The organism is Niallia tiangongensis, from assembly GCF_044704065.1.
In the GTDB taxonomy this organism is placed as follows: domain Bacteria; phylum Bacillota; class Bacilli; order Bacillales; family Cytobacillaceae; genus Niallia; species Niallia tiangongensis.
Genome location: NZ_CP162613.1, coordinates 114775 through 134104, shown reverse-complemented (window position 1 = coordinate 134104; position 19330 = coordinate 114775). Strand labels below are relative to the sequence as shown.

The 19330-nt window shown below is 36.8% G+C and carries 21 protein-coding genes, 1 rRNA gene and 2 other annotated features; all 22 genes read right to left on the bottom strand.

Translation table 11 applies throughout. From position 1 onward, the window contains the following. Positions 1-41: 41 nt before the first annotated feature. A complete protein-coding gene (rplJ, locus tag AB3U99_RS00690; protein ID WP_400244836.1) occupies positions 42-542 on the bottom strand; it encodes a 50S ribosomal protein L10 in 501 nt (166 codons plus the stop codon). Between the two features lie 32 nt (positions 543-574). Beyond that, positions 575-725: a sequence feature (ribosomal protein L10 leader region), on the bottom strand. Between the two features lie 57 nt (positions 726-782). Beyond that, positions 783-1472, bottom strand: coding sequence for a 50S ribosomal protein L1 (gene rplA, locus AB3U99_RS00685; protein WP_400244834.1), 690 nt, complete (start codon positions 1470-1472; stop codon positions 783-785). Between the two features lie 115 nt (positions 1473-1587). Further along, on the bottom strand, positions 1588-2013 hold the full coding sequence (rplK, locus tag AB3U99_RS00680) for a 50S ribosomal protein L11 (protein ID WP_141434103.1): 426 nt from the start codon (positions 2011-2013) through the stop codon (positions 1588-1590). Positions 2014-2180: 167 nt separating this feature from the next. Next, positions 2181-2714, bottom strand: coding sequence for a transcription termination/antitermination protein NusG (gene nusG, locus AB3U99_RS00675; RefSeq protein ID WP_016204544.1), 534 nt, complete (start codon positions 2712-2714; stop codon positions 2181-2183). 170 nt (positions 2715-2884) lie between these two features. After that, complete coding sequence (gene secE, locus AB3U99_RS00670) at positions 2885-3067, bottom strand: preprotein translocase subunit SecE (RefSeq protein ID WP_400244829.1); 183 nt, start codon at positions 3065-3067, stop codon at positions 2885-2887. Positions 3068-3113: 46 nt separating this feature from the next. Then, the gene (gene rpmG / locus AB3U99_RS00665) at positions 3114-3257 is read right to left on the bottom strand and encodes a 50S ribosomal protein L33 (RefSeq protein WP_400244827.1); all 144 of its coding nucleotides are present in this window, start codon (positions 3255-3257) and stop codon (positions 3114-3116) included. A gap of 107 nt (positions 3258-3364) precedes the next feature. Continuing rightward, positions 3365-4024, bottom strand: a complete 660-nt coding sequence (gene sigH, locus AB3U99_RS00660) for an RNA polymerase sporulation sigma factor SigH (RefSeq protein WP_016204541.1) — start codon at positions 4022-4024, stop codon at positions 3365-3367. A gap of 70 nt (positions 4025-4094) precedes the next feature. After that, the gene (locus tag AB3U99_RS00655) at positions 4095-4604 is read right to left on the bottom strand and encodes an NYN domain-containing protein (RefSeq protein WP_400244825.1); all 510 of its coding nucleotides are present in this window, start codon (positions 4602-4604) and stop codon (positions 4095-4097) included. Between the two features lie 2 nt (positions 4605-4606). After that, positions 4607-5350, bottom strand: coding sequence for a 23S rRNA (guanosine(2251)-2'-O)-methyltransferase RlmB (gene rlmB, locus AB3U99_RS00650; protein ID WP_400244823.1), 744 nt, complete (start codon positions 5348-5350; stop codon positions 4607-4609). Positions 5351-5362: 12 nt separating this feature from the next. Continuing rightward, the gene (locus tag AB3U99_RS00645) at positions 5363-5770 is read right to left on the bottom strand and encodes a Mini-ribonuclease 3 (RefSeq protein WP_400244821.1); all 408 of its coding nucleotides are present in this window, start codon (positions 5768-5770) and stop codon (positions 5363-5365) included. A 3-nt stretch (positions 5771-5773) separates the two neighbouring features. Further along, positions 5774-7174: a cysteine--tRNA ligase gene (gene cysS, locus AB3U99_RS00640; RefSeq protein WP_400244818.1), complete on the bottom strand. Its 1401-nt coding sequence runs from the start codon at positions 7172-7174 to the stop codon at positions 5774-5776. Continuing rightward, positions 7174-7824: a serine O-acetyltransferase gene (gene cysE / locus AB3U99_RS00635; RefSeq protein ID WP_400244816.1), complete on the bottom strand. Its 651-nt coding sequence runs from the start codon at positions 7822-7824 to the stop codon at positions 7174-7176. The genes cysS and cysE overlap by 1 nt, the downstream gene beginning before the upstream one ends. A 274-nt stretch (positions 7825-8098) precedes the next feature. Further along, positions 8099-8334, bottom strand: a binding site (T-box leader). Between the two features lie 42 nt (positions 8335-8376). Then, entirely contained in the window at positions 8377-9834 is a 1458-nt protein-coding gene (gltX, locus tag AB3U99_RS00630) for a glutamate--tRNA ligase (protein ID WP_400244814.1), read from the bottom strand. Positions 9835-9927: 93 nt separating this feature from the next. Next, a complete protein-coding gene (gene ispF / locus AB3U99_RS00625) occupies positions 9928-10410 on the bottom strand; it encodes a 2-C-methyl-D-erythritol 2,4-cyclodiphosphate synthase (RefSeq protein WP_400244812.1) in 483 nt (160 codons plus the stop codon). Positions 10411-10461: 51 nt separating this feature from the next. Continuing rightward, positions 10462-11151 (bottom strand): 2-C-methyl-D-erythritol 4-phosphate cytidylyltransferase, encoded by a 690-nt coding sequence (gene ispD, locus AB3U99_RS00620; protein WP_400244810.1) that lies wholly within the window; start codon positions 11149-11151, stop codon positions 10462-10464. Positions 11152-11168: 17 nt separating this feature from the next. Further along, entirely contained in the window at positions 11169-12242 is a 1074-nt protein-coding gene (locus AB3U99_RS00615; RefSeq protein WP_400244808.1) for a PIN/TRAM domain-containing protein, read from the bottom strand. Positions 12243-12641: 399 nt separating this feature from the next. Next, positions 12642-14021 (bottom strand): DNA repair protein RadA, encoded by a 1380-nt coding sequence (radA, locus tag AB3U99_RS00610; RefSeq protein ID WP_400244806.1) that lies wholly within the window; start codon positions 14019-14021, stop codon positions 12642-12644. Between the two features lie 177 nt (positions 14022-14198). Beyond that, positions 14199-16649, bottom strand: coding sequence for an ATP-dependent protease ATP-binding subunit ClpC (gene clpC, locus AB3U99_RS00605; protein ID WP_400244804.1), 2451 nt, complete (start codon positions 16647-16649; stop codon positions 14199-14201). A gap of 22 nt (positions 16650-16671) precedes the next feature. Then, the gene (locus AB3U99_RS00600; RefSeq protein ID WP_400244803.1) at positions 16672-17739 is read right to left on the bottom strand and encodes a protein arginine kinase; all 1068 of its coding nucleotides are present in this window, start codon (positions 17737-17739) and stop codon (positions 16672-16674) included. Between the two features lies 1 nt (position 17740). Then, positions 17741-18289 (bottom strand): UvrB/UvrC motif-containing protein, encoded by a 549-nt coding sequence (locus AB3U99_RS00595; RefSeq protein WP_400244801.1) that lies wholly within the window; start codon positions 18287-18289, stop codon positions 17741-17743. Between the two features lie 30 nt (positions 18290-18319). Further along, the gene (locus AB3U99_RS00590) at positions 18320-18781 is read right to left on the bottom strand and encodes a CtsR family transcriptional regulator (protein WP_400244799.1); all 462 of its coding nucleotides are present in this window, start codon (positions 18779-18781) and stop codon (positions 18320-18322) included. 363 nt (positions 18782-19144) lie between these two features. Next, positions 19145-19261 (bottom strand): 5S ribosomal RNA (rrf, locus tag AB3U99_RS00585). Between the last annotated feature and the right edge of the window lie 69 nt (positions 19262-19330).

Sequence of the window (19330 nt, the reverse complement as noted above, 5' to 3'; positions counted from 1 at the left end):
CTTGTATTTTGGGTTTTTATGATACGTTTCCGTATAAAATATTAAGCGCCTTGTTCTTCTTTTTGATCTGCAACTGCTTTTGTAGCAAGAGCAAGATTGCGGATTGGTGCTTGAAGAACGCTGAGTAACATAGAAAGTAAACCTTCGCGTGATGGAAGTTCAGCAAGAGCTTTCACTTCTTCAACTGTTGCTAGGTTTCCTTCGATTACGCCTGCTTTAATTTCTAACGCTTCGTGTTTTTTAGCGAAGTCGTTTAAAATTTTTGCTGGTGCAACAACATCCTCATTACTGAACGCGATAGCGTTTGGACCAATTAGAGATTCGTTTAAACCTGCTAATTCAACAGATTCTGCAGCACGGCGAGTTAAAGAGTTTTTGAAAACTTTGAACTCTACTCCTGCTTCACGAAGTTGTTTACGAAGTTCAGTTACTTCTGAAACAGTCAAACCACGGTAGTCAACAACGATAGTTGATTTACTTGCTTTGAATTTTTCAGCAATATCAGATACTACTTGTTTCTTTTGTTCGATTACGATGCTCATCTTTACACCTCCTGTAGAATTTCTACATTCATACCGACAAATAAAATCCTCCATATCATTTAGACATGGAGGTGTATACAATAGTCGTTCTCACAACTGATCAAATAATCTATCGTATTACCTCGGTAGGAAATTAAGCTTGTTATAAGCACCTACTGTCTACGGTACAAATGTTATTTATTTTTTTCAACAAGATGAAGTATATGATATCCATCTCATTTTGTCAAATACCAAATTTTATCATACAGTAGAAGGATCTACTTTTACGCCAGGACCCATTGTTGAAGTAACAGAAACGTTCTTCATATAAGTTCCTTTTGCAGCTGCTGGTTTTGCTTTTGACATTGTCTCAAAGATAGTTTGGAAGTTTTCAACTAGTTTAGTTTCATCAAATGAAACTTTACCAATTGGAACATGCACGTTACCAGCTTTGTCTACGCGGTATTCTACTTTACCAGCTTTGATTTCGTTAACAGCTTTCGTTACATCAAATGTAACTGTACCTGTTTTAGGGTTTGGCATTAAACCTTTAGGTCCTAATACACGACCAAGTTTACCAACTTCACCCATCATATCTGGAGTTGCAACGATTACGTCAAAATCGAACCAACCTTGTTGGATTTTAGTTATATATTCAGCATCGCCTACATAGTCTGCTCCTGCTGCTTCAGCTTCTTTTAATTTTTCTCCTTTAGCAAAAACTAAAACGCGTTGAGTTTTACCAGTTCCGTTCGGAAGAACAACTGCTCCACGGATTTGTTGGTCAGCTTTCTTAGGGTCAACGCCTAAACGAAAAGCAACCTCAACAGATGCATCAAATTTAGTAGTGCTAGTCTTTTTCACTAACTCAATTGCTTCTTGAATTGGGTAAGTTTTAGTACGATCAACAAGTTTGATAGCTTCTAAATACTTCTTACCTTTTTTAGCCATAACTATATTTCCTCCTTGAATTGTGGTTTTAGCGGAATTACCTCCCACGAATAAAGGTTGCGACTAAAGATTTACCGTCGTCACAACCTTAATCAACACTAACCATATTATAGGTTTAGTCTTCAATAACAATACCCATGCTACGGGCAGTACCTTCAACCATACGCATAGCTGCTTCAACGCTAGCTGCATTTAGATCAGGCATTTTTGTTTCAGCAATCTCGCGTACTTTGTCACGCTTAACAGTTGCTACTTTATTACGGTTTGGTTCACCAGAACCAGACTCGATACCAGCTGCTTTTTTAAGTAAAACTGCAGCAGGTGGAGTTTTTGTAATAAATGTAAATGAACGGTCTTCGAAAACCGTAATCTCAACAGGAATTATTAAACCAGCTTGTTCAGCTGTACGAGCGTTAAACTCCTTACAGAATCCCATGATGTTTACGCCAGCTTGACCCAATGCAGGACCAACTGGTGGTGCCGGATTCGCTTTAGCTGCTGGGATTTGCAATTTAACAACTTTAATTACTTTTTTAGCCACGAGACACACCTCCTTAAAGTCCGTGATGTGGTAATAGGGGTTTCCCCTCCCACTCAACTTATCGTCTTTATATGAAATAAAGAAATTTGACAATATACTATCTCTTTATGAGATATACTGACCTATGAAATAGTAACACTTTTTCAAGATCATTTCAAGTTTTCTGGTTAAAATTTTTCAATTTGTGTAAAATCGAGTTCCACAGGAGTATCTCTTCCAAACATATTTACTAATACTTTAACCTTCGCTTTATCCTTATCAATTTCCTCAACAGTCCCAGTGAAATTAGCAAATGGACCTTCATTCACCTTCACTGTTTCCCCTAATTCAAACTCAATTTCAATTCTTTGTTCCTCGACACCCATTCTCTTCAGAATCACTTGGACTTCTTCCGGTAAAAGCGGAGTTGGTTTAGAGCCCGATCCAGCAGAGCCTACGAACCCAGTTACGCCAGGTGTATTACGTACTACATACCATGAATCATCCGTCATAACAATTTCTACCAATACATAACCTGGGAAAACTTTTCTTTTCACTACTTTTGTTTTACCATTTCTAATATCAGTTTCTTCTTCTTCAGGTACAACAACGCGGAAAATTTTATCTTGCATCGCCATTGTTTCTACCCTTTTTTCTAAATTGGCTTTCACCTTATTTTCATATCCAGAGTACGTATGCACTACATACCAGTTTTTTTCCATAAAAGAGGACTACTTCGTCCGTCCCTCCCTGTAACTTTATTTTTTCGTGCTGTTTTTTATAGTATCTGTAAGGAACAATTCATTTATTTTTCAGCAAATGAAAAAACCCGTTACCGGGCTTTTGTAAATGTTTCCTATCGTTTTACCATTATACCATGAGTAGACAACTGTTATTCAAGTATTAAACGAATAAGTTCAGAAAATCCTAAATCAACAACTGCAAAGAAGATAGCAAAAAAGACAACAGTTACAAGAACTGTGAGTGTATAATTAGTTAACTCTTTCTTTCTCGGCCAACTAACCTTTCTTAACTCTCTACCAACTTCGCGAAAATACTTAACAGCACTTTGCATTTTGTTACCTCCATCTTTAAGTGCGGGCAATTTATCCTAAAAATCGCTATTTTGTTTCTTTATGAACGGTGTGAGCATTACAGGTTTGACAAAATTTCTTTATCTCCAAACGTTCTGTTCCATTGTTACTCACAGTAGAATAATTTCTTGACCCACATTTTTCACATGCTAACACAAGCTTTTTTCTCATTTTACATTACACCTACTACGTCCTTTATATCTTCTCAAACTGTATCATGGACACGCATAAGATGTCAATATCAGTAAATATTTGCTATTTCAAAAAAACATTGACGCTTAAAGCGAAAATTCTCTTATTTCTAAATATCGCTCTAACTTTCTTTTCACCCGTTGTAGAGCATTATCAATAGACTTTACGTGTCTATTCAACTCTTCAGAAATTTCCTGGTAAGATTGACCATCGAGATATAGAGACAATACTTTTCTTTCTAAATCACTCAATAATTCAGACATTTTTATCTCGATATGATCATACTCTTCCTGATTAATGATTAATTCTTCTGGATCAAGTACTTTTGCACCAGATATAATATCCATCAATGTTCGATCAGACTCTTCATCATAGATTGGCTTGTCCAAAGAAACATAAGAATTTAAAGGAATATGCTTTTGCCTAGTTGCCGTTTTAATAGCAGTTATAATCTGGCGCGTTATACATAGTTCTGCAAAAGCCTTAAATGAGGAGAGCTTGTCCTCTTTAAAGTCACGAATCGCCTTATATAGACCAATCATTCCTTCTTGTACTATATCTTCTTTGTCTGCTCCGATTAAGAAATAGGATCTGGCTTTAGCTCGCACAAAGTTACGATACTTTTGAATTAAATAATCTAAAGCATCACTTTCCCCTTGGTGCACCAATTCCACTAACACTTCATCTTCAAGTTCCATATAATTTCCAATATATTCGTTACTCTTAGTCCAGTTGTCAGTACTCATACAGATCCCCCCGACCGTGCAATCATGGATAAATCCATTATACTCTAGCTTTTTTTTGAGCGTCAACAACTCATTTCTCTCCACGGCGCCATTTTTCGAAAATTTCTTCTACTTCTCTTGAAAGCGGAATCTTAGCAACAGGCTTTTTTTCTTTTATTTTTTTCACTTTTTTTCCTATTTCCTGCTCCATACCACCCATCTCTATCCACAATTCCCTGGCTGATTTTCGCAGTGCACCTTGTCCAAAAATTGCCCACTGTTCCGTGAAATCCGATGTCGCAACATGGATTTGTGTTTTTCTGTTATTTAGCTCAATAGCTAGCTTTTCGATCCGTTCATCAGCTGTTTCATTTTCACGAGTAAAAATGACTTCCACTTTGTAATCTTTATACTTTTTCTCTGTCCCCTTCACATAATAGGCATCAAAGACAACTATTACCCGGTATCCTGAATATCCCTGATACTCCGCCATTTTGCCTACCAAAGCATCCCTTGCAGCTGCAAGATCTTTATGCTTTAGCGCATTTAATTCTGGCCAAGCTCCAATAATGTTATATCCGTCGACGATAAGAATATCCATTATTATCCCTCAAGTGGATGGCGTTTCCGATATACCTCATACATTAAAAGTGCGGCTGCAACAGAAGCATTTAAAGAAGTGACAGCTCCAGCCATAGGTAAATGAATAAGAAAATCACATTTGTCCTTAATCAGCCTTCCCATGCCTTTCCCTTCACTACCAATCACTAATCCTAATGGCATCGTTCCATCAAATCTACGATAATCTTCACTTCCTTTTGCATCTGTTCCTGCAATCCATATCCCTCTCGTTTTAAGTTCATCGATCGTCCTTGCCATATTTGTCACTCGTACTACGGGAATATGCTCAATGGCACCTGTAGAAGCTTTGGCTACAGTTGCCGTTAAACCTACTGCTCGTCTCCGTGGAATAATAATGCCATGGGCACCTACTGCATCAGCAGTTCGCATGATAGACCCTAAATTATGTGGATCCTCAATCTCATCAAGCAACAAGAAAAAAGGTGTTTCTTGCTTCTTTTCTGCCAAAGCAAACAAATCATCTATTTCTGCATACTGATAGGCAGCAACTTGCGCTACAACCCCTTGATGATTCGCATCTACCAAGCTATCCAATTTCTTTTTGGGAACAAATTGAACAAGCACATTTTCCTGTTTAGCTAAACCGATTACTGTTTGCATTTGGCCCTTTTGTGAACCTTCAGCAATAAGTATTTTATTTACATCTCTTTCTGATTTTAACGCTTCAATTACTGCATTTTTTCCAACAATAAAGTCACTAGACACTTTTCGCTCCTCCTATTTGCTTTCAATGACAGAAAAAGCCGCTTGGATTATTTCCTCAAGTCGCTCTTCTTTCTTCGCTAAATATAAATATCCTAGTACCGCTTCAAAACCAGTACTATATCGATATGTCTGTACATCTGTATTTTTGGGAACCGTGCCTGATTTGGCATTTCTCCCCCTCTTTAATACCGCTATTTCCTCTTCTGAAAAAAATTCCTTTTCAAAGAGGTAATGCACTACCTTTGCTTGTCCTTTAGCTGATACATATCTAGTAGCTTCCCTATGAAGCTGATTTGGCTTCACTTTTCCGCTATATAATAAATGTCTTCTCACATATATTTCAAGAACAGCATCGCCCATATAGGCAAGGGCAAGGCTGTTCAATTGCTTTTCATCTACTTTTTTATCATAGAGAAGCATCTTTTACCCTCTTTTCCATCGTATACCTTGTGCTGTGTCCTCTAAAATGATATTCATTGCCTTTAATTGATCTCTAATTTGATCAGCAAGCGCAAAATTTCTATCCTTTCTTGCTTGCGTTCTTTTTTCAATTAGTGCTTCTATTTCTTCATCTAATAATTCCTCATCAGGAGATAAGGATAGACCAAGCACTCCAAATAATTCTTCAAATTCTTTCATATAAGCATGAATAACAGCAGGTGATGTTGTTTTTTCAAGTAGATAATAGTTTGCTTGCTTCGATAATTCAAAAAGAACAGAAATTCCATTCGCTGTATTAAAATCATCATCCATACTTTCCACAAATTGTTTTCGAAGCTCGACAATTTTGGCAATCCATTCGTCATTTGTATCAGTAAGATCTGTACTAGCTGCACTGCGATGCTTTAAGTTTTCATAAGAAGTCCGAATTCTTTCTAATCCAGCCCTCGTATTTTCCAATACCTCTTCACTATAGTTAATCGGATTGCGATAGTGAACAGATAGCATAAAGAATCTTAGCACTTGTGGATTATGAATTTTAATAATATCGTTTACCGTAATAAAATTCCCAAGTGATTTAGACATCTTCTCATTATCAATATTAATATATCCATTATGCATCCAGTAATTAGCAAAGGTCTTTCCTGTTAATGCTTCAGACTGAGCAATTTCATTTTCATGATGGGGAAATGCTAAATCCTGTCCGCCTGCATGGATATCAATGGTATCACCTAAATATTTGCGGACCATTGCAGAGCATTCGATATGCCATCCCGGACGACCTTGCCCCCAAGGACTATCCCAGAAAATCTCTCCATCTTTCGCCTTTTTCCATAGAGCGAAATCTAATGAATCTTGTTTTTTCTCTCCTACCGCAATTCTAGCACCTGAGCGCAGTTCATCAATGGATTGATGAGAAAGCTTACCGTATCCATCAAAAGCTCTTGTATGATAATAGACATCACCTTCTGACTCGTAGGCAAAGCCCTTTTCAATTAATGCAGCAATAAAATCGATAATAATATCCATATTCTCTGTTACTCGGGGATGCGAATCAGCTTTTTTGCAACCCAATGCGGAAACATCTTCAAAGTATGCATGGATAAAGCGATCAGCAATAACAGGCACTGTTTCTCCAAGTTCATTTGCTGCTTTAATCAATTTATCATCCACATCGGTGAAATTGGATACGTATTGTACATCATAACCACGGAATTCTAGATAACGACGAACTGTGTCAAAAACAATGGCAGGTCGAGCATTACCAATATGGATATAGTTATAGACAGTTGGTCCACATACATACATTTTGACCTTTCCCTCTTCAAGTGGAACAAAGGCCTCCTTTACTCTTGTTAAAGTGTTATATATTTGAATAGACATTACTTATAACTCCTTTCTTCCTGTAATTCTTTTAGTTGTTCTCTTAATTGAGTAATTTCCATTTCCATTTCTTTTAGTCGATCAGCAACTGGATCTGGTAAATCACAATGGTTTAAGTCTTTCTTTATTTTAATACCATCTTGCACTTTTACTCTTCCCGGAATACCTACAACCGTTGAATTTGCTGGTACATCTCTAAGTACAACGGATCCAGCACCTATTTTGGCGTTTTCCCCAATAACAATCGATCCTAAAACTTTGGCACCTGAGGCAATAAGTGCATTATCCTTAACGGTCGGATGTCTTTTTCCTTTTTCTTTCCCTGTTCCACCCAGCGTTACTCCCTGAAAAATGGTGACATTATCCCCTATTTCACACGTTTCCCCTATGACAACACCCATTCCGTGATCAATAAACAGTCGATTACCAATCTTTGCTCCTGGGTGTATTTCAATACCTGTCAAAAAGCGGCTAAATTGTGAGATGACCCTAGCTAGAAAGAATCTTTTATGTCTAAATAAAAAATGAGCAATTCGATGAAACCATATGGCATGCACCCCTGAATAGGTTAAGATGACCTCTATTGAGCTTCTTGCAGCAGGATCTTGTTCAAACACAACAGCTATATCCTCTTTTATGCGCTGAAACATATTAATCTCCCCCCATTTGCGACTATATCTGCTTTCTAACAGTCATACTCCTTATCTTCATTTCCTAAAGCATTTATATTTCTTTATACACAAGAAACAAACAGCTTAACTCCTAAAAAAGTTCTATTTAGAATCAGGATTAAAATTCCCCACGTCCCCCATAGAAATCAAACTCCAATACTAAGGAAAAACATTTCTTCCTCAAAACAAATTAGCCTTTACCTCTCATTGGATAAATTTATAAATCCATAAAAAAAGCATCTCTGTCTAAAAAGACAGAGACGCTTTTTGAGGCGCGGTTCCACTCTGTTTAGACTATCGCTCATCACAATAATCTCCACTCATCCCTGTTAACGGATAGGCTCCGCCTCTATCTACTAAAAACATTTTTTTCGATACAGGACTCTGAGGCGCACTTCAAAAAAGAGGTTACTTGAATCACTTTCAGCCGGGTGATGATTCTCTCTAATAAGCTTCTCCTTTTTTACTTTTCCTCATCTACGATTTTTCTATATAGCTTTCCTATTACTATATTACATTTCCCTACAAATGTTAACTAATTAATGCCGTTAATCTAACATCAATTTTTTCTTTTCCTAGAAGCTCAATTGCTTTTGGTAAATCTGGTCCATGGGTTTGTCCAGTTGTAGCTACTCGAATTGGCATAAATAAGTTTTTACCCTTTTGGCCAGTAGCCTTTTGAACTGCTTTGATGGAAGCCTTTATCTGATCCGCACTCCATTCCGACATTTCAGCTAACGCCTCTTTAAAGGCTTGTACTACTGCAGGAACCTGTTCCCCAGCTAAAACTTCTTTTGCTTCTTCATCATAATGGATTTCATCACTAAAGAACAAAGTAGATAAGTCTACAATATCTGCTCCACAGCTCATTTGTTCTTGATATAAACCAACCAAATTATTCACCCATGCTTTTTCTTCAGCAGAACGATTTTCATTCACTAAACCAGCTTTTTCTAAATGAGGAACAGCTAGACGAACAACTGTCTCTATATCCGCCTTTTTAATATATTGATTATTCATCCATGCCAATTTATTTTGATCAAATAGCGCAGGAGATTTAGACAATCTCGTTGGGTCAAAAATACGAATAAATTCTTCGATAGAGAATAATTCCTCTTCGCCTTCTGGTGACCAGCCTAATAGAGCAATAAAATTGAATAACGCTTCAGGTAAATAGCCTAATTCTTCATATTGCTCAATAAATTGAATAATGGATTCGTCACGTTTACTCAATTTCTTTCTGCTTTCATTGACAATTAAAGTCATATGCCCAAATATCGGTCTTTCCCAACCAAACGCGTCATAAAGCATTAATTGTTTTGGTGTATTGGTAATATGATCATCTCCACGTAAAACATGGGTGATTTCCATTAAATGATCATCAATAGACACAGCAAAATTATATGTTGGAGTACCGTCCTTTTTAACAATGACATAATCGCCAATTGTTTCTGATTCAAAAGAAACGTCCCCTTTAACCATATCATTAAATTCATAAACAACATTTTCAGGAACACGAATTCGAATACTAGGCTGTCTTCCCTCAGCTTCTAATTTCTCCTGCTGTTCTTTTGTTAAATGGCGGCATTTTCCTGAATACTTAGGTGTTTCTCCTCTGCTTACTTGCTCTTCTCTTTCTGCTTCAATTTCTTCTTCCGTACAATAACATTTATATGCAAGTCCTTTTTCCAATAATTCCGTGTAGTACTTTTTGTAAATATCATTTCTTTCAGACTGACGATACGGTCCATATTCTCCACCAACATCCGTACTCTCATCCCAGTCCATTCCAAGCCATTTCAAATATTTTAACTGACTTTCTTCTCCGCCTTGAATATTTCTTTTTTTATCCGTATCTTCAATGCGGATGATAAACTTTCCGCCTTTACTACGTGCAAATAAATAATTAAATAATGCTGTACGCGCATTCCCAATATGCAGATGTCCTGTTGGACTTGGAGCATAACGAACACGAATTTCGTTAGACATGCTTGTGCCTCCTTGATTACTTACGCTTTTTCTAATCTATTCTATCACTTTGCTTTTTCCTTTAAAAGGTGTTCGCCCTTAATTACCTATCATTTATACATTTCTTTTTTGGAGTAATACAACCGCTTGTGAAGCAATCCCTTCTCCTCTTCCAGTAAACCCTAATTTCTCTGTCGTAGTCGCTTTTACATTTACATTTTCCTGTTCTGTTTCGAGTAATTCCGCAATCCTTGCTTGCATTGCCTGAATATGGGGTGCCATTTTAGGTTGCTGTGCCATAATCGTACAATCAGCATTTACTAATTTATAGCCTTTTTCTTTCACTATTTGCCATACATGCTGCAATAGTCTTGCTGAATCAGCATCTTTAAATGCTTCATCCGTATCTGGAAAATGCTTTCCAATATCCCCTTCTCCAATAGCGCCTAAACAGGCATCCGCAATCGTATGTAATAAAACATCTGCATCAGAGTGTCCTAATAGTCCCTTTTCATGCGGTATTTCTATCCCACCGATAATAAGCGGCCTCCCGGCTACTAATTGATGAACGTCAAACCCCTGTCCAATCCGAAACATCTTAAAACTCCTCCAGTCTTTTTCCCTTATTATAAAATATTTCTCGCACACCTAATTCTTTGTTCTTCGCTTCGCCACTATCGCTTCAGCAAAGTACAAATCTTCTGGAGTCGTCAATTTAATATTGTCATAGTTTCCTTCAACAATATGAACAGCTTGTCCTAATCTCTCCACCAAACTAGCATCATCTGTACCTATATATGTATCTACAACCGCTTTTTCATGTGCATCTTTTAAAATGGAAATGCGAAAAGCTTGTGGGGTCTGAATAGCCCACAAGCTTGAACGCTCAACTGTTTCCACTACCAAATCACCATCAACCTTTTTGACAGTATCTTTAATTGGTACTGCTAAAACAGCTGCGCCAATTTCCTCTGCAACCTTTGTCAATCTAGCTATTTGATCTGTTTGAATAAAAGGTCTAGCCGCATCATGAACAAGAACAATCGTATCATCCGGTATTTCCTTTACTGCATGGTAGACACTGTGTTGTCTTTCGCTACCACCCTCAATTAGTGCAGTAACTTTCGTAATTGCATATTTCTTTACTAATTCATTCATTTGTTTTTTATCGTCTGAACTAACTACCAACCAAATTCCATTACAGTTTGGATCATTTTCGAAAACAATTAAGGTATGAATAAATACTGGTAAATGGTCTAGCTCAAGAAACAACTTATTCTTTCCTAGTCCCATTCGTTTTCCTTGTCCAGCCGCCGGAATAATGACTTCATAAGCCATGTAACTAACCCCTATTCTTACAATGCTTTTTCTAATAACTTTGGTTTAGCAAAAATCATTCGACCCGCAGACGTCTGCAAAACGCTTGTTACAAGAACATCTATATGCTTTCCAATATAATTGCGTCCTTCTTCTACAACAATCATTGTTCCATCATCTAGATATGCAACACCTTGATTATGCTCTTTCCCGTCTTTGATAATTTGGATTTTCATCTCTTCACCAGGAAGAACAACCGGTTTTACAGCGTTTGCCAAGTCATTAATATTAAGAACAGCAACCTTCTGCAGTTCACAAACTTTATTTAGGTTAAAATCATTCGTTACAACAACGCCATTTGTTAATTTAGCTAATTTAACTAGTTTACTATCTACTTCTGCGATATCTTCAAAATCACCTTCGTAAATTTCCACTTTAATCGCTAATTCCTTTTGTATCCGATTAAGAATATCTAATCCTCTTCTTCCTCGATTACGTTTAAGCGCATCTGATGAATCTGCTATATGCTGAAGCTCCCCAAGAACAAATTGCGGAATAACAATTGTGCCCTCTAAGAATCCTGTTTGACAAATATCAGCTATTCTTCCATCAATAATAACACTAGTATCCAATATTTTTAAATTACTTTTCTCAACTTTTAAGGGTTCTTCTTCCACTACTTTTTTCTTTCTTGCTGTGAAGAGGGTCAATAGTTCATCTCTCTTCTTAAATCCAACTTGAAAACCTAAATATCCAAAAAGTAATGATAAAAGGATTGGAGCGACAGTATTAAGCACAGGAACAGACGTTAACGCATACCCTACTAAAAAGGCTAATGTTAACCCAAACCCTATTCCAACACTTCCAAAAATTATATCCGTTATTGGAGCCTTTACAATCGATTCTTCCAAGAACTTGATAAAGTTAACAATATAATCAACCGCCCAAAAAGTAATAAGATAAAAAATAATGGCACCAAGTATTGCTGATACATATGCGTTATTAATAAGATCATGATCAATGGACATTATTGAGAATAAATCAGGAATGAATAAAAATCCTATTGTTCCTCCAATAATTAAAAAACAAATTTGAACAATGCGTTTTAACAATACTTCCACCTCCTCTTTCACATTATAAACAAATTCCCAGTTTTGAAACCTAATATTACAGGAATTTTTTATTTGTAATGAAAAAGTTATTTTTATAGATATGATGACTATGCCAAATACTAGTGTTAATAATGATGCGCTCCTTATACATTGCGCGGGAAATAATAATATACTTCAAATTCCGCCTTCGTATCCATCTATAAAAATTCTTGATTAAGGAAGATACATAGAAAAAGCACATAATCCCCTACTATAAATTGGAAATTTAACACAGACAAAGAGATAAATACCTATTTTATTTGATAAAACTAGATTAGCATTAAAAATAAATTCCTGTCAAATAAATAAATATTCCATTTTAACACAACTGAAAATTCACATCAATGTATTTTTTCTAAATTAATGCCCCAATGCCGCTGTTAATGCTTCTGCCACTGTATTAACTCCAACAACCTCGATTCCCTCTGGAGCCTTTAAACCACTTAAATTATTTGATGGAATAATAACACGTTCAAACCCAAGTTTAGCAGCCTCTTGTACTCTTTGTTCAATACGAGAAACCCTTCTCACTTCTCCTGTTAAACCAACTTCTCCTATAATACAATCCGTTGCTCTAGTCGGTTTATCTCTAAAGCTTGAGGCAATACTTACTGCGATTGCTAAATCAATAGCAGGCTCATCCAGTTTTACACCACCAGCTACTTTTAAATATGCATCCTGATTCTGTAATAACATCCCTACTCTTTTTTCTAATACTGCCATTAAAAGCGGGACTCTGTTATGATCTATCCCTGTCGCCATCCTCCTTGGATTTCCGAAGCTAGTCGGTGATATCAATGCTTGGATTTCAACAAGTACAGGTCTTGTCCCTTCCATTGATGCTACAACGGTTGAACCAGCGGCACCTTGTGAACGCTCTTCCAGGAAAATTTCAGATGGATTCTCCACTTCTTCAAGACCAAATTCCTTCATCTCAAAAATGCCCATCTCATTGGTAGAGCCAAAACGATTCTTTACTGCTCGCAAAATGCGATATGTATGATGCCTTTCTCCCTCGAAATACAAAACAGTATCCACCATATGTTCTAACAATCTTGGACCTGCGATAGAGCCTTCTTTTGTTACATGTCCTACAATAAAAATTGCTATTCCTTTTGTTTTTCCAATTCGCATTAATTCCGCTGTACATTCTCTAACTTGAGAAACACTTCCAGGTGCGGAAGTAACTTCCGGATGATAGATTGTTTGAATAGAATCAATAACGACAAACTCTACATTTGTATTTTCAATCGTTCTACTTATATCTTCTAGATTGGTTTCCGAATAAACAAGCAAATGGTCTGAAACTACTCCTAAGCGGTCCGCTCTTAACTTTGTTTGCTTCTGGGATTCCTCCCCAGATACATATAAAACAGAGTGCTTTTTCTGTGCCAACTGAGAGGAGACTTGTAATAGAAGTGTTGACTTCCCTATCCCTGGATCCCCTCCTATTAATACGAGTGAACCACGAACTATACCTCCTCCAAGCACACGATTTAATTCGGTTAAATCTGTATAAATTCTTGGTTCATTAACAGTTTCAATACTTGTTATAGGAATCGGTTTTGCAGCAATCGTACTGGTAGCTGAGTGGGCGAACGCTCCTTTTCTTTGAACAGCGCCTTTCTCTACTTCTTCCACCATTGTATTCCAGTTGCCGCACCCTGGGCATTTCCCCATCCATTTTGCAGATTCATATCCGCAATCCTGACAAAGAAATTTTGTTTTCCTCTTGGCCATGTTCAGCACCCTTTTCCTTTCGTCTACTAATTTCTCCCATCCTAATGATATGTATTCCTGATTTGTTTCTATTCGAATACTTAGACGGTTATCTTTTCCCTATATTTTATTAAATAAAGAAAGGACACACGCAGGAAGCTGTAATACGTGTGTCACTTATATTAATCTATTCGCTTATTATTTTTGCAGATTTACTGCTGGCTCTGCTCCATTTACCTTTACTGTGAACTCACCATTTTCTACATCTAATTCAATCTGTTGACCAGTTAATACGGTTCCTTTTAAAAGCTCTTCAGATAATCGGTCCTCTACATGCCTTTGTATTGCACGACGAAGTGGTCTTGCTCCATACTCTGGATCATAACCTTCTTCTGCAATTTTTTCTTTTGCAGCTTCTGTAATGGCTAATTGAATATCCATCTCTGCTAGGCGTTTAACTAACTGATCTGCCATTAAAGTTACGATTTCCTTTAAATGCTTCTTCTCTAATGCATGGAAAACAATTGTCTCATCGATACGGTTTAAGAACTCTGGACGGAATGCTCTTTTTAGCTCTTCCATTACTTTGCCCTTCATATCTTTATAATCTTGGTCTCCATCCTGAACGTTGAAACCAACATATTTATTTTGTTTTAACGCAGAAGCACCAACATTAGAAGTCATAATTAATACAGTATTACGGAAATCAACCGTTCTTCCTTTTGAGTCTGTTAAGCGACCATCTTCTAGCACTTGAAGTAAGATATTAAATACATCAGGATGTGCCTTCTCAATTTCATCTAAAAGCACAACAGAATATGGTTTTCTTCTTACTTTCTCCGTTAATTGTCCGCCTTCTTCATACCCAACATACCCTGGAGGTGATCCTACTAATCTTGAAGTGGAGTGCTTCTCCATGTATTCAGACATATCGATACGAATCATCGCATCTTCATCCCCAAACATAGACTCCGCAAGAGCACGAGCAAGCTCCGTTTTACCTACCCCAGTAGGACCAAGGAAAATAAAGGAGCCAATTGGTCTCTTTGGATCTTTTAATCCAGCTCTAGCACGTCTTACCGCTTTAGAAATCGCAATTACTGCTTCTTCTTGACCAATTACTCGATTGTGAAGAATATTTTCCATGTTTAATAACTTATCTGTTTCCGTTTGTGCAAGCTTAGATACAGGTATTCCAGTCCAGCTAGAAACAACACTCGCAATATCTTCCACTGTCACTTCTGTATTTTCTTGTCCCTGCTTTTCTTTCCAATTCTTCTTCGTCTCTTCTAATTGTTCTCTTAACCTTTGTTCTGTATCACGTAAAGATGCCGCCTTCTCGAATTCCTGACTTTGAACAGAAGCATCCTTTTCTTTGCGTACTTCCTCTAACTTTACTTCCAACTCTTTTAAATTAGGCGGAGTTGTATAGGATCTTAAACGAACCTTAGAACCAGCCTCATCAATCAAATCAATTGCTTTATCTGGTAAGAAACGATCAGAAATATAGCGATCAGATAATTTCACAGCTGCATCAATCGCTTCATCTGTAATAGAAACACGATGATGTGCTTCATATCGATCCCTTAATCCTTTTAAAATTTGAATAGATTCTTCACTAGTAGGTTCATCTACAGTAATAGGCTGGAATCTTCTTTCTAAAGCCGCATCTTTTTCAATATATTTACGATATTCATCTAATGTAGTAGCACCAATACATTGAAGCTCACCTCTAGCTAAAGATGGTTTTAGAATATTAGAAGCATCGATAGCCCCTTCTGCCCCACCTGCACCAATTAAAGTATGCAACTCATCAATGAATAGAATAATATTACCAGCCTGGCGAATTTCATCCATTACTTTCTTTAAACGATCTTCAAATTCACCACGATATTTCGTACCAGCCACAACTGTACCCATATCCAATGTCATAACACGTTTATCCCTTAAAATTTCCGGAACTTCATTTTGAATAATTTGTTGTGCAAGACCTTCGGCAATAGCTGTTTTACCAACACCTGGTTCCCCTATTAATACAGGATTATTTTTTGTTCGTCTGCTTAACACTTCAATAACACGTTGGATTTCCTTGCTTCTACCGATAACTGGATCAAGACTTCCTTCTCTTGCAATAGCTGTTAAATCACGAGCTAAGCTATCAAGAGTTGGAGTATTAGCACTAGCTGCCGAGCCACCTGGATGATTGCCAGCCTCACTACTTCCAAGTAACTGCAGTACTTGTTGACGAGCTTTATTTAGGCTTACACCTAGATTATTTAATACTCTAGCAGCTACCCCCTCCCCTTCTCTAATTAAACCTAAAAGGATATGTTCTGTACCAACATAAGAATGACCTAATTTTCTTGCTTCATCCATCGATAGTTCAATTACTTTTTTAGCTCTTGGTGTATAATGAATAGTTTGTGCTGCATCTTGCCCACGGCCGATCAAATTTTCTACTTCCTCTTGAATTTTTTCAGCACCTAATCCAAGCGCCTGTAAAGCCTTGGCTGCGATTCCTTCCCCTTCACGAACTAACCCAAGTAAAATATGCTCTGTACCAATATTATTATGACCTAAGCGAATTGCTTCTTCCTGGGAAAGTGCTAATACCTTCTGCGCTCTTTCTGTAAATCGGCCAAACATCATACTTTCATCCTCCTTAGAATCTTTATTCTGCTTCCAATTTTAATCTTTCTCTTATTAAGGATGCACGACGTATATCGCGATCATTTGGATTCATCTGTTCTCCTGCGTAAAGTTGTAAAAATCCTGGCTGAGTAAGAATCATTAATTCATTAAGGATACTTTTTGATATATTCTTAATATATCCCATATCAATACCTAATCTAACATCCGATAGGCATTTAGCCGCTTCCTTTGTTTCCATAATACGACTATTGCGTAGTATTCCATAGGAACGGAAAACTCTATCTTCTAATTGTATGTTAGAGGTTTGTGCTAATGCATTTCTTGCTCCTTTTTCTTGCTCAATTAACTGAGTAACAACACTTTTCAGTTCCTCCATGATGTCTTTTTCAGATCTTCCTAAAGTTATTTGATTGGATATCTGGAAAATATTCCCTAGAGCCTCGCTGCCTTCCCCATAAATACCTCTAACCACTAAGCCAAGTTGTTGAATAGCCGGAATAATGCGACTCATTTGTTGCGTTAACACCATTCCTGGTAAATGCATCATTACAGAAGCTCTTAAACCTGTTCCAATATTAGTCGGACAGCTTGTTAAATATCCCATTTCTGTATGATAAGCATAATCTATCTTTTTTTCTATTAAATCATCTATTGAATCAGCCTCTTTAAACGCTTCATCTATTTGGAGACCAGGCTTTATACACTGAATTCGAATATGATCCTCTTCATTAATCATGATACTTAACTCTTCATCTTCTGATAATATGACAGCTCCATAAGGAGATTGGTCAGCAAGTTGAGGACTAATTAGATGCTTTTCTACGAGAACTCTTTTCTCTAATGTGTTTAATTCACTCATTGCAAGCAATTCCAGCTCTCTAATAGATTGATCAGATTGCTTTAATAAAGAATCCTCTACCTGCTGGATCACATTATCAGCTTCTTCTTTTGAAAATAAAAGAGGAAATTTCACGCTCTGTATATTCCTAGCTAATCGAATCCGAGAGGTAAGAACAATTTCAGAGTCTGGTCCATCGGAACTCATCCACGAAGTCCGTGCTTTACTTATAAATTTTTCTAAAGACACGTTACTCCCCTCCCTCATTTAAAGAAGTTAACTGTTTTTCTTTATGTTTTATTTCATCTCGAATAACTGCTGCTTTTTCAAACTCTTCCCTATTAATCAGTTCCTTGATCTCCATTCGTAACTGGTCAATTTCCTTTTTAATGAGATAATGGCCGCCTATTCTTTCTGGAATTTTTCCTTTATGCTCAACATTGCCACCATGCAATCGTTTAATGAATGGCAGCAATTGTTCTTTAAATGTATCGTAACAGTGAGGACATCCTAATTTACCAATTTTCCTGAATTGAGAAAATGTCATCTGGCACTCTTTACACTGTAAAGGCTGCTGTCGCTTATAAGTATCCTCCGTGATGTGTTGGAAACTTGGCTCTATATTTAGTAATCCAGCCAATAAACTGTTTAAAGATAAACCAGATGCCCCATTTATCATAAACATATCGCCATTTTCTTTTGCACAATGCTCACAGAGATGAAACTCTGTCTTATTCCCATTAATATTTTTTGAAAAATGTAGAGTAGCTGGTCTTTGATTACATTCAGAACACATCATATTTCTCACCTCAATTTAAAAACTGGGATGTTATTTGTATTTTAATGATGTTAACATCGCCTTTAATAATCTTGCTCTTAATTCATCTCGATAAGGTAATTCTAAATATAATACAGAGCGATCGATTACACTTAACATAATCTTTGCTTCTCGCTTATTAATAACATCTTCTTCTACTAGTCGAAGAATTAAATCTTCCGCACTATTTTGAGGTATCCGACTTTGAATAAGGGATAGTAATTGATCAATTAAATGGGCATGATCATATGTTTGAACTTTCATAATTCGAATGAAACCACCGCCACCACGTTTACTTTCAACAACATACCCCTTTTCAATAGTGAAACGAGTATTAATGACATAATTAATTTGTGATGGCACACACTCAAATTTATCGGCGATTTCACTTCGCTTTATTTCCACTAATGATTTTTCGCTCATTTCTAATACTTCTTTTAAGTAATGCTCAATTATATCCGAAATATTTCTCACCAAGCCTCCCCCTTCTGACTTTGACTATATTTGACTATAATTATACACGATAAAAATAATATTTAGCAAGGAAGACGTTTTATTAATTTTCCCATTTTTTAGTCATTCCAAACCTGCTATCATCATTCTTTCATGTCACAGAGGAGAGTGTGTATAAGATTATATTAACTATAGTCTGATTTATCACAATTTTCAAGTTTGAATAATTTGTTGGGGCTTATCTTAATAGAATAAATAATGGTATATTTATACATATCAAAGCGGAAGGAATTTAAAAGGAATAATACATTTGGGGGGAAATATAAAAAAGATAATTAAAATAAAAAAGCCCTAAAAGCATTAAGCTTTTAGAACTTTTTGACAGCCTGGCGACGTCCTACTCTCACAGGGGGAGAACCCCCAACTACCATCGGCGCTGAGAAGCTTAACTTCCGTGTTCGGTATGGGAACGGGTGTGACCTTCTCGCTATCGCCACCAGACTATTTATTTTTGAGAGTTATTCCCTCAAAACTAGATTATGAAGTAAAAGATAAGAAACAAGTAATCTT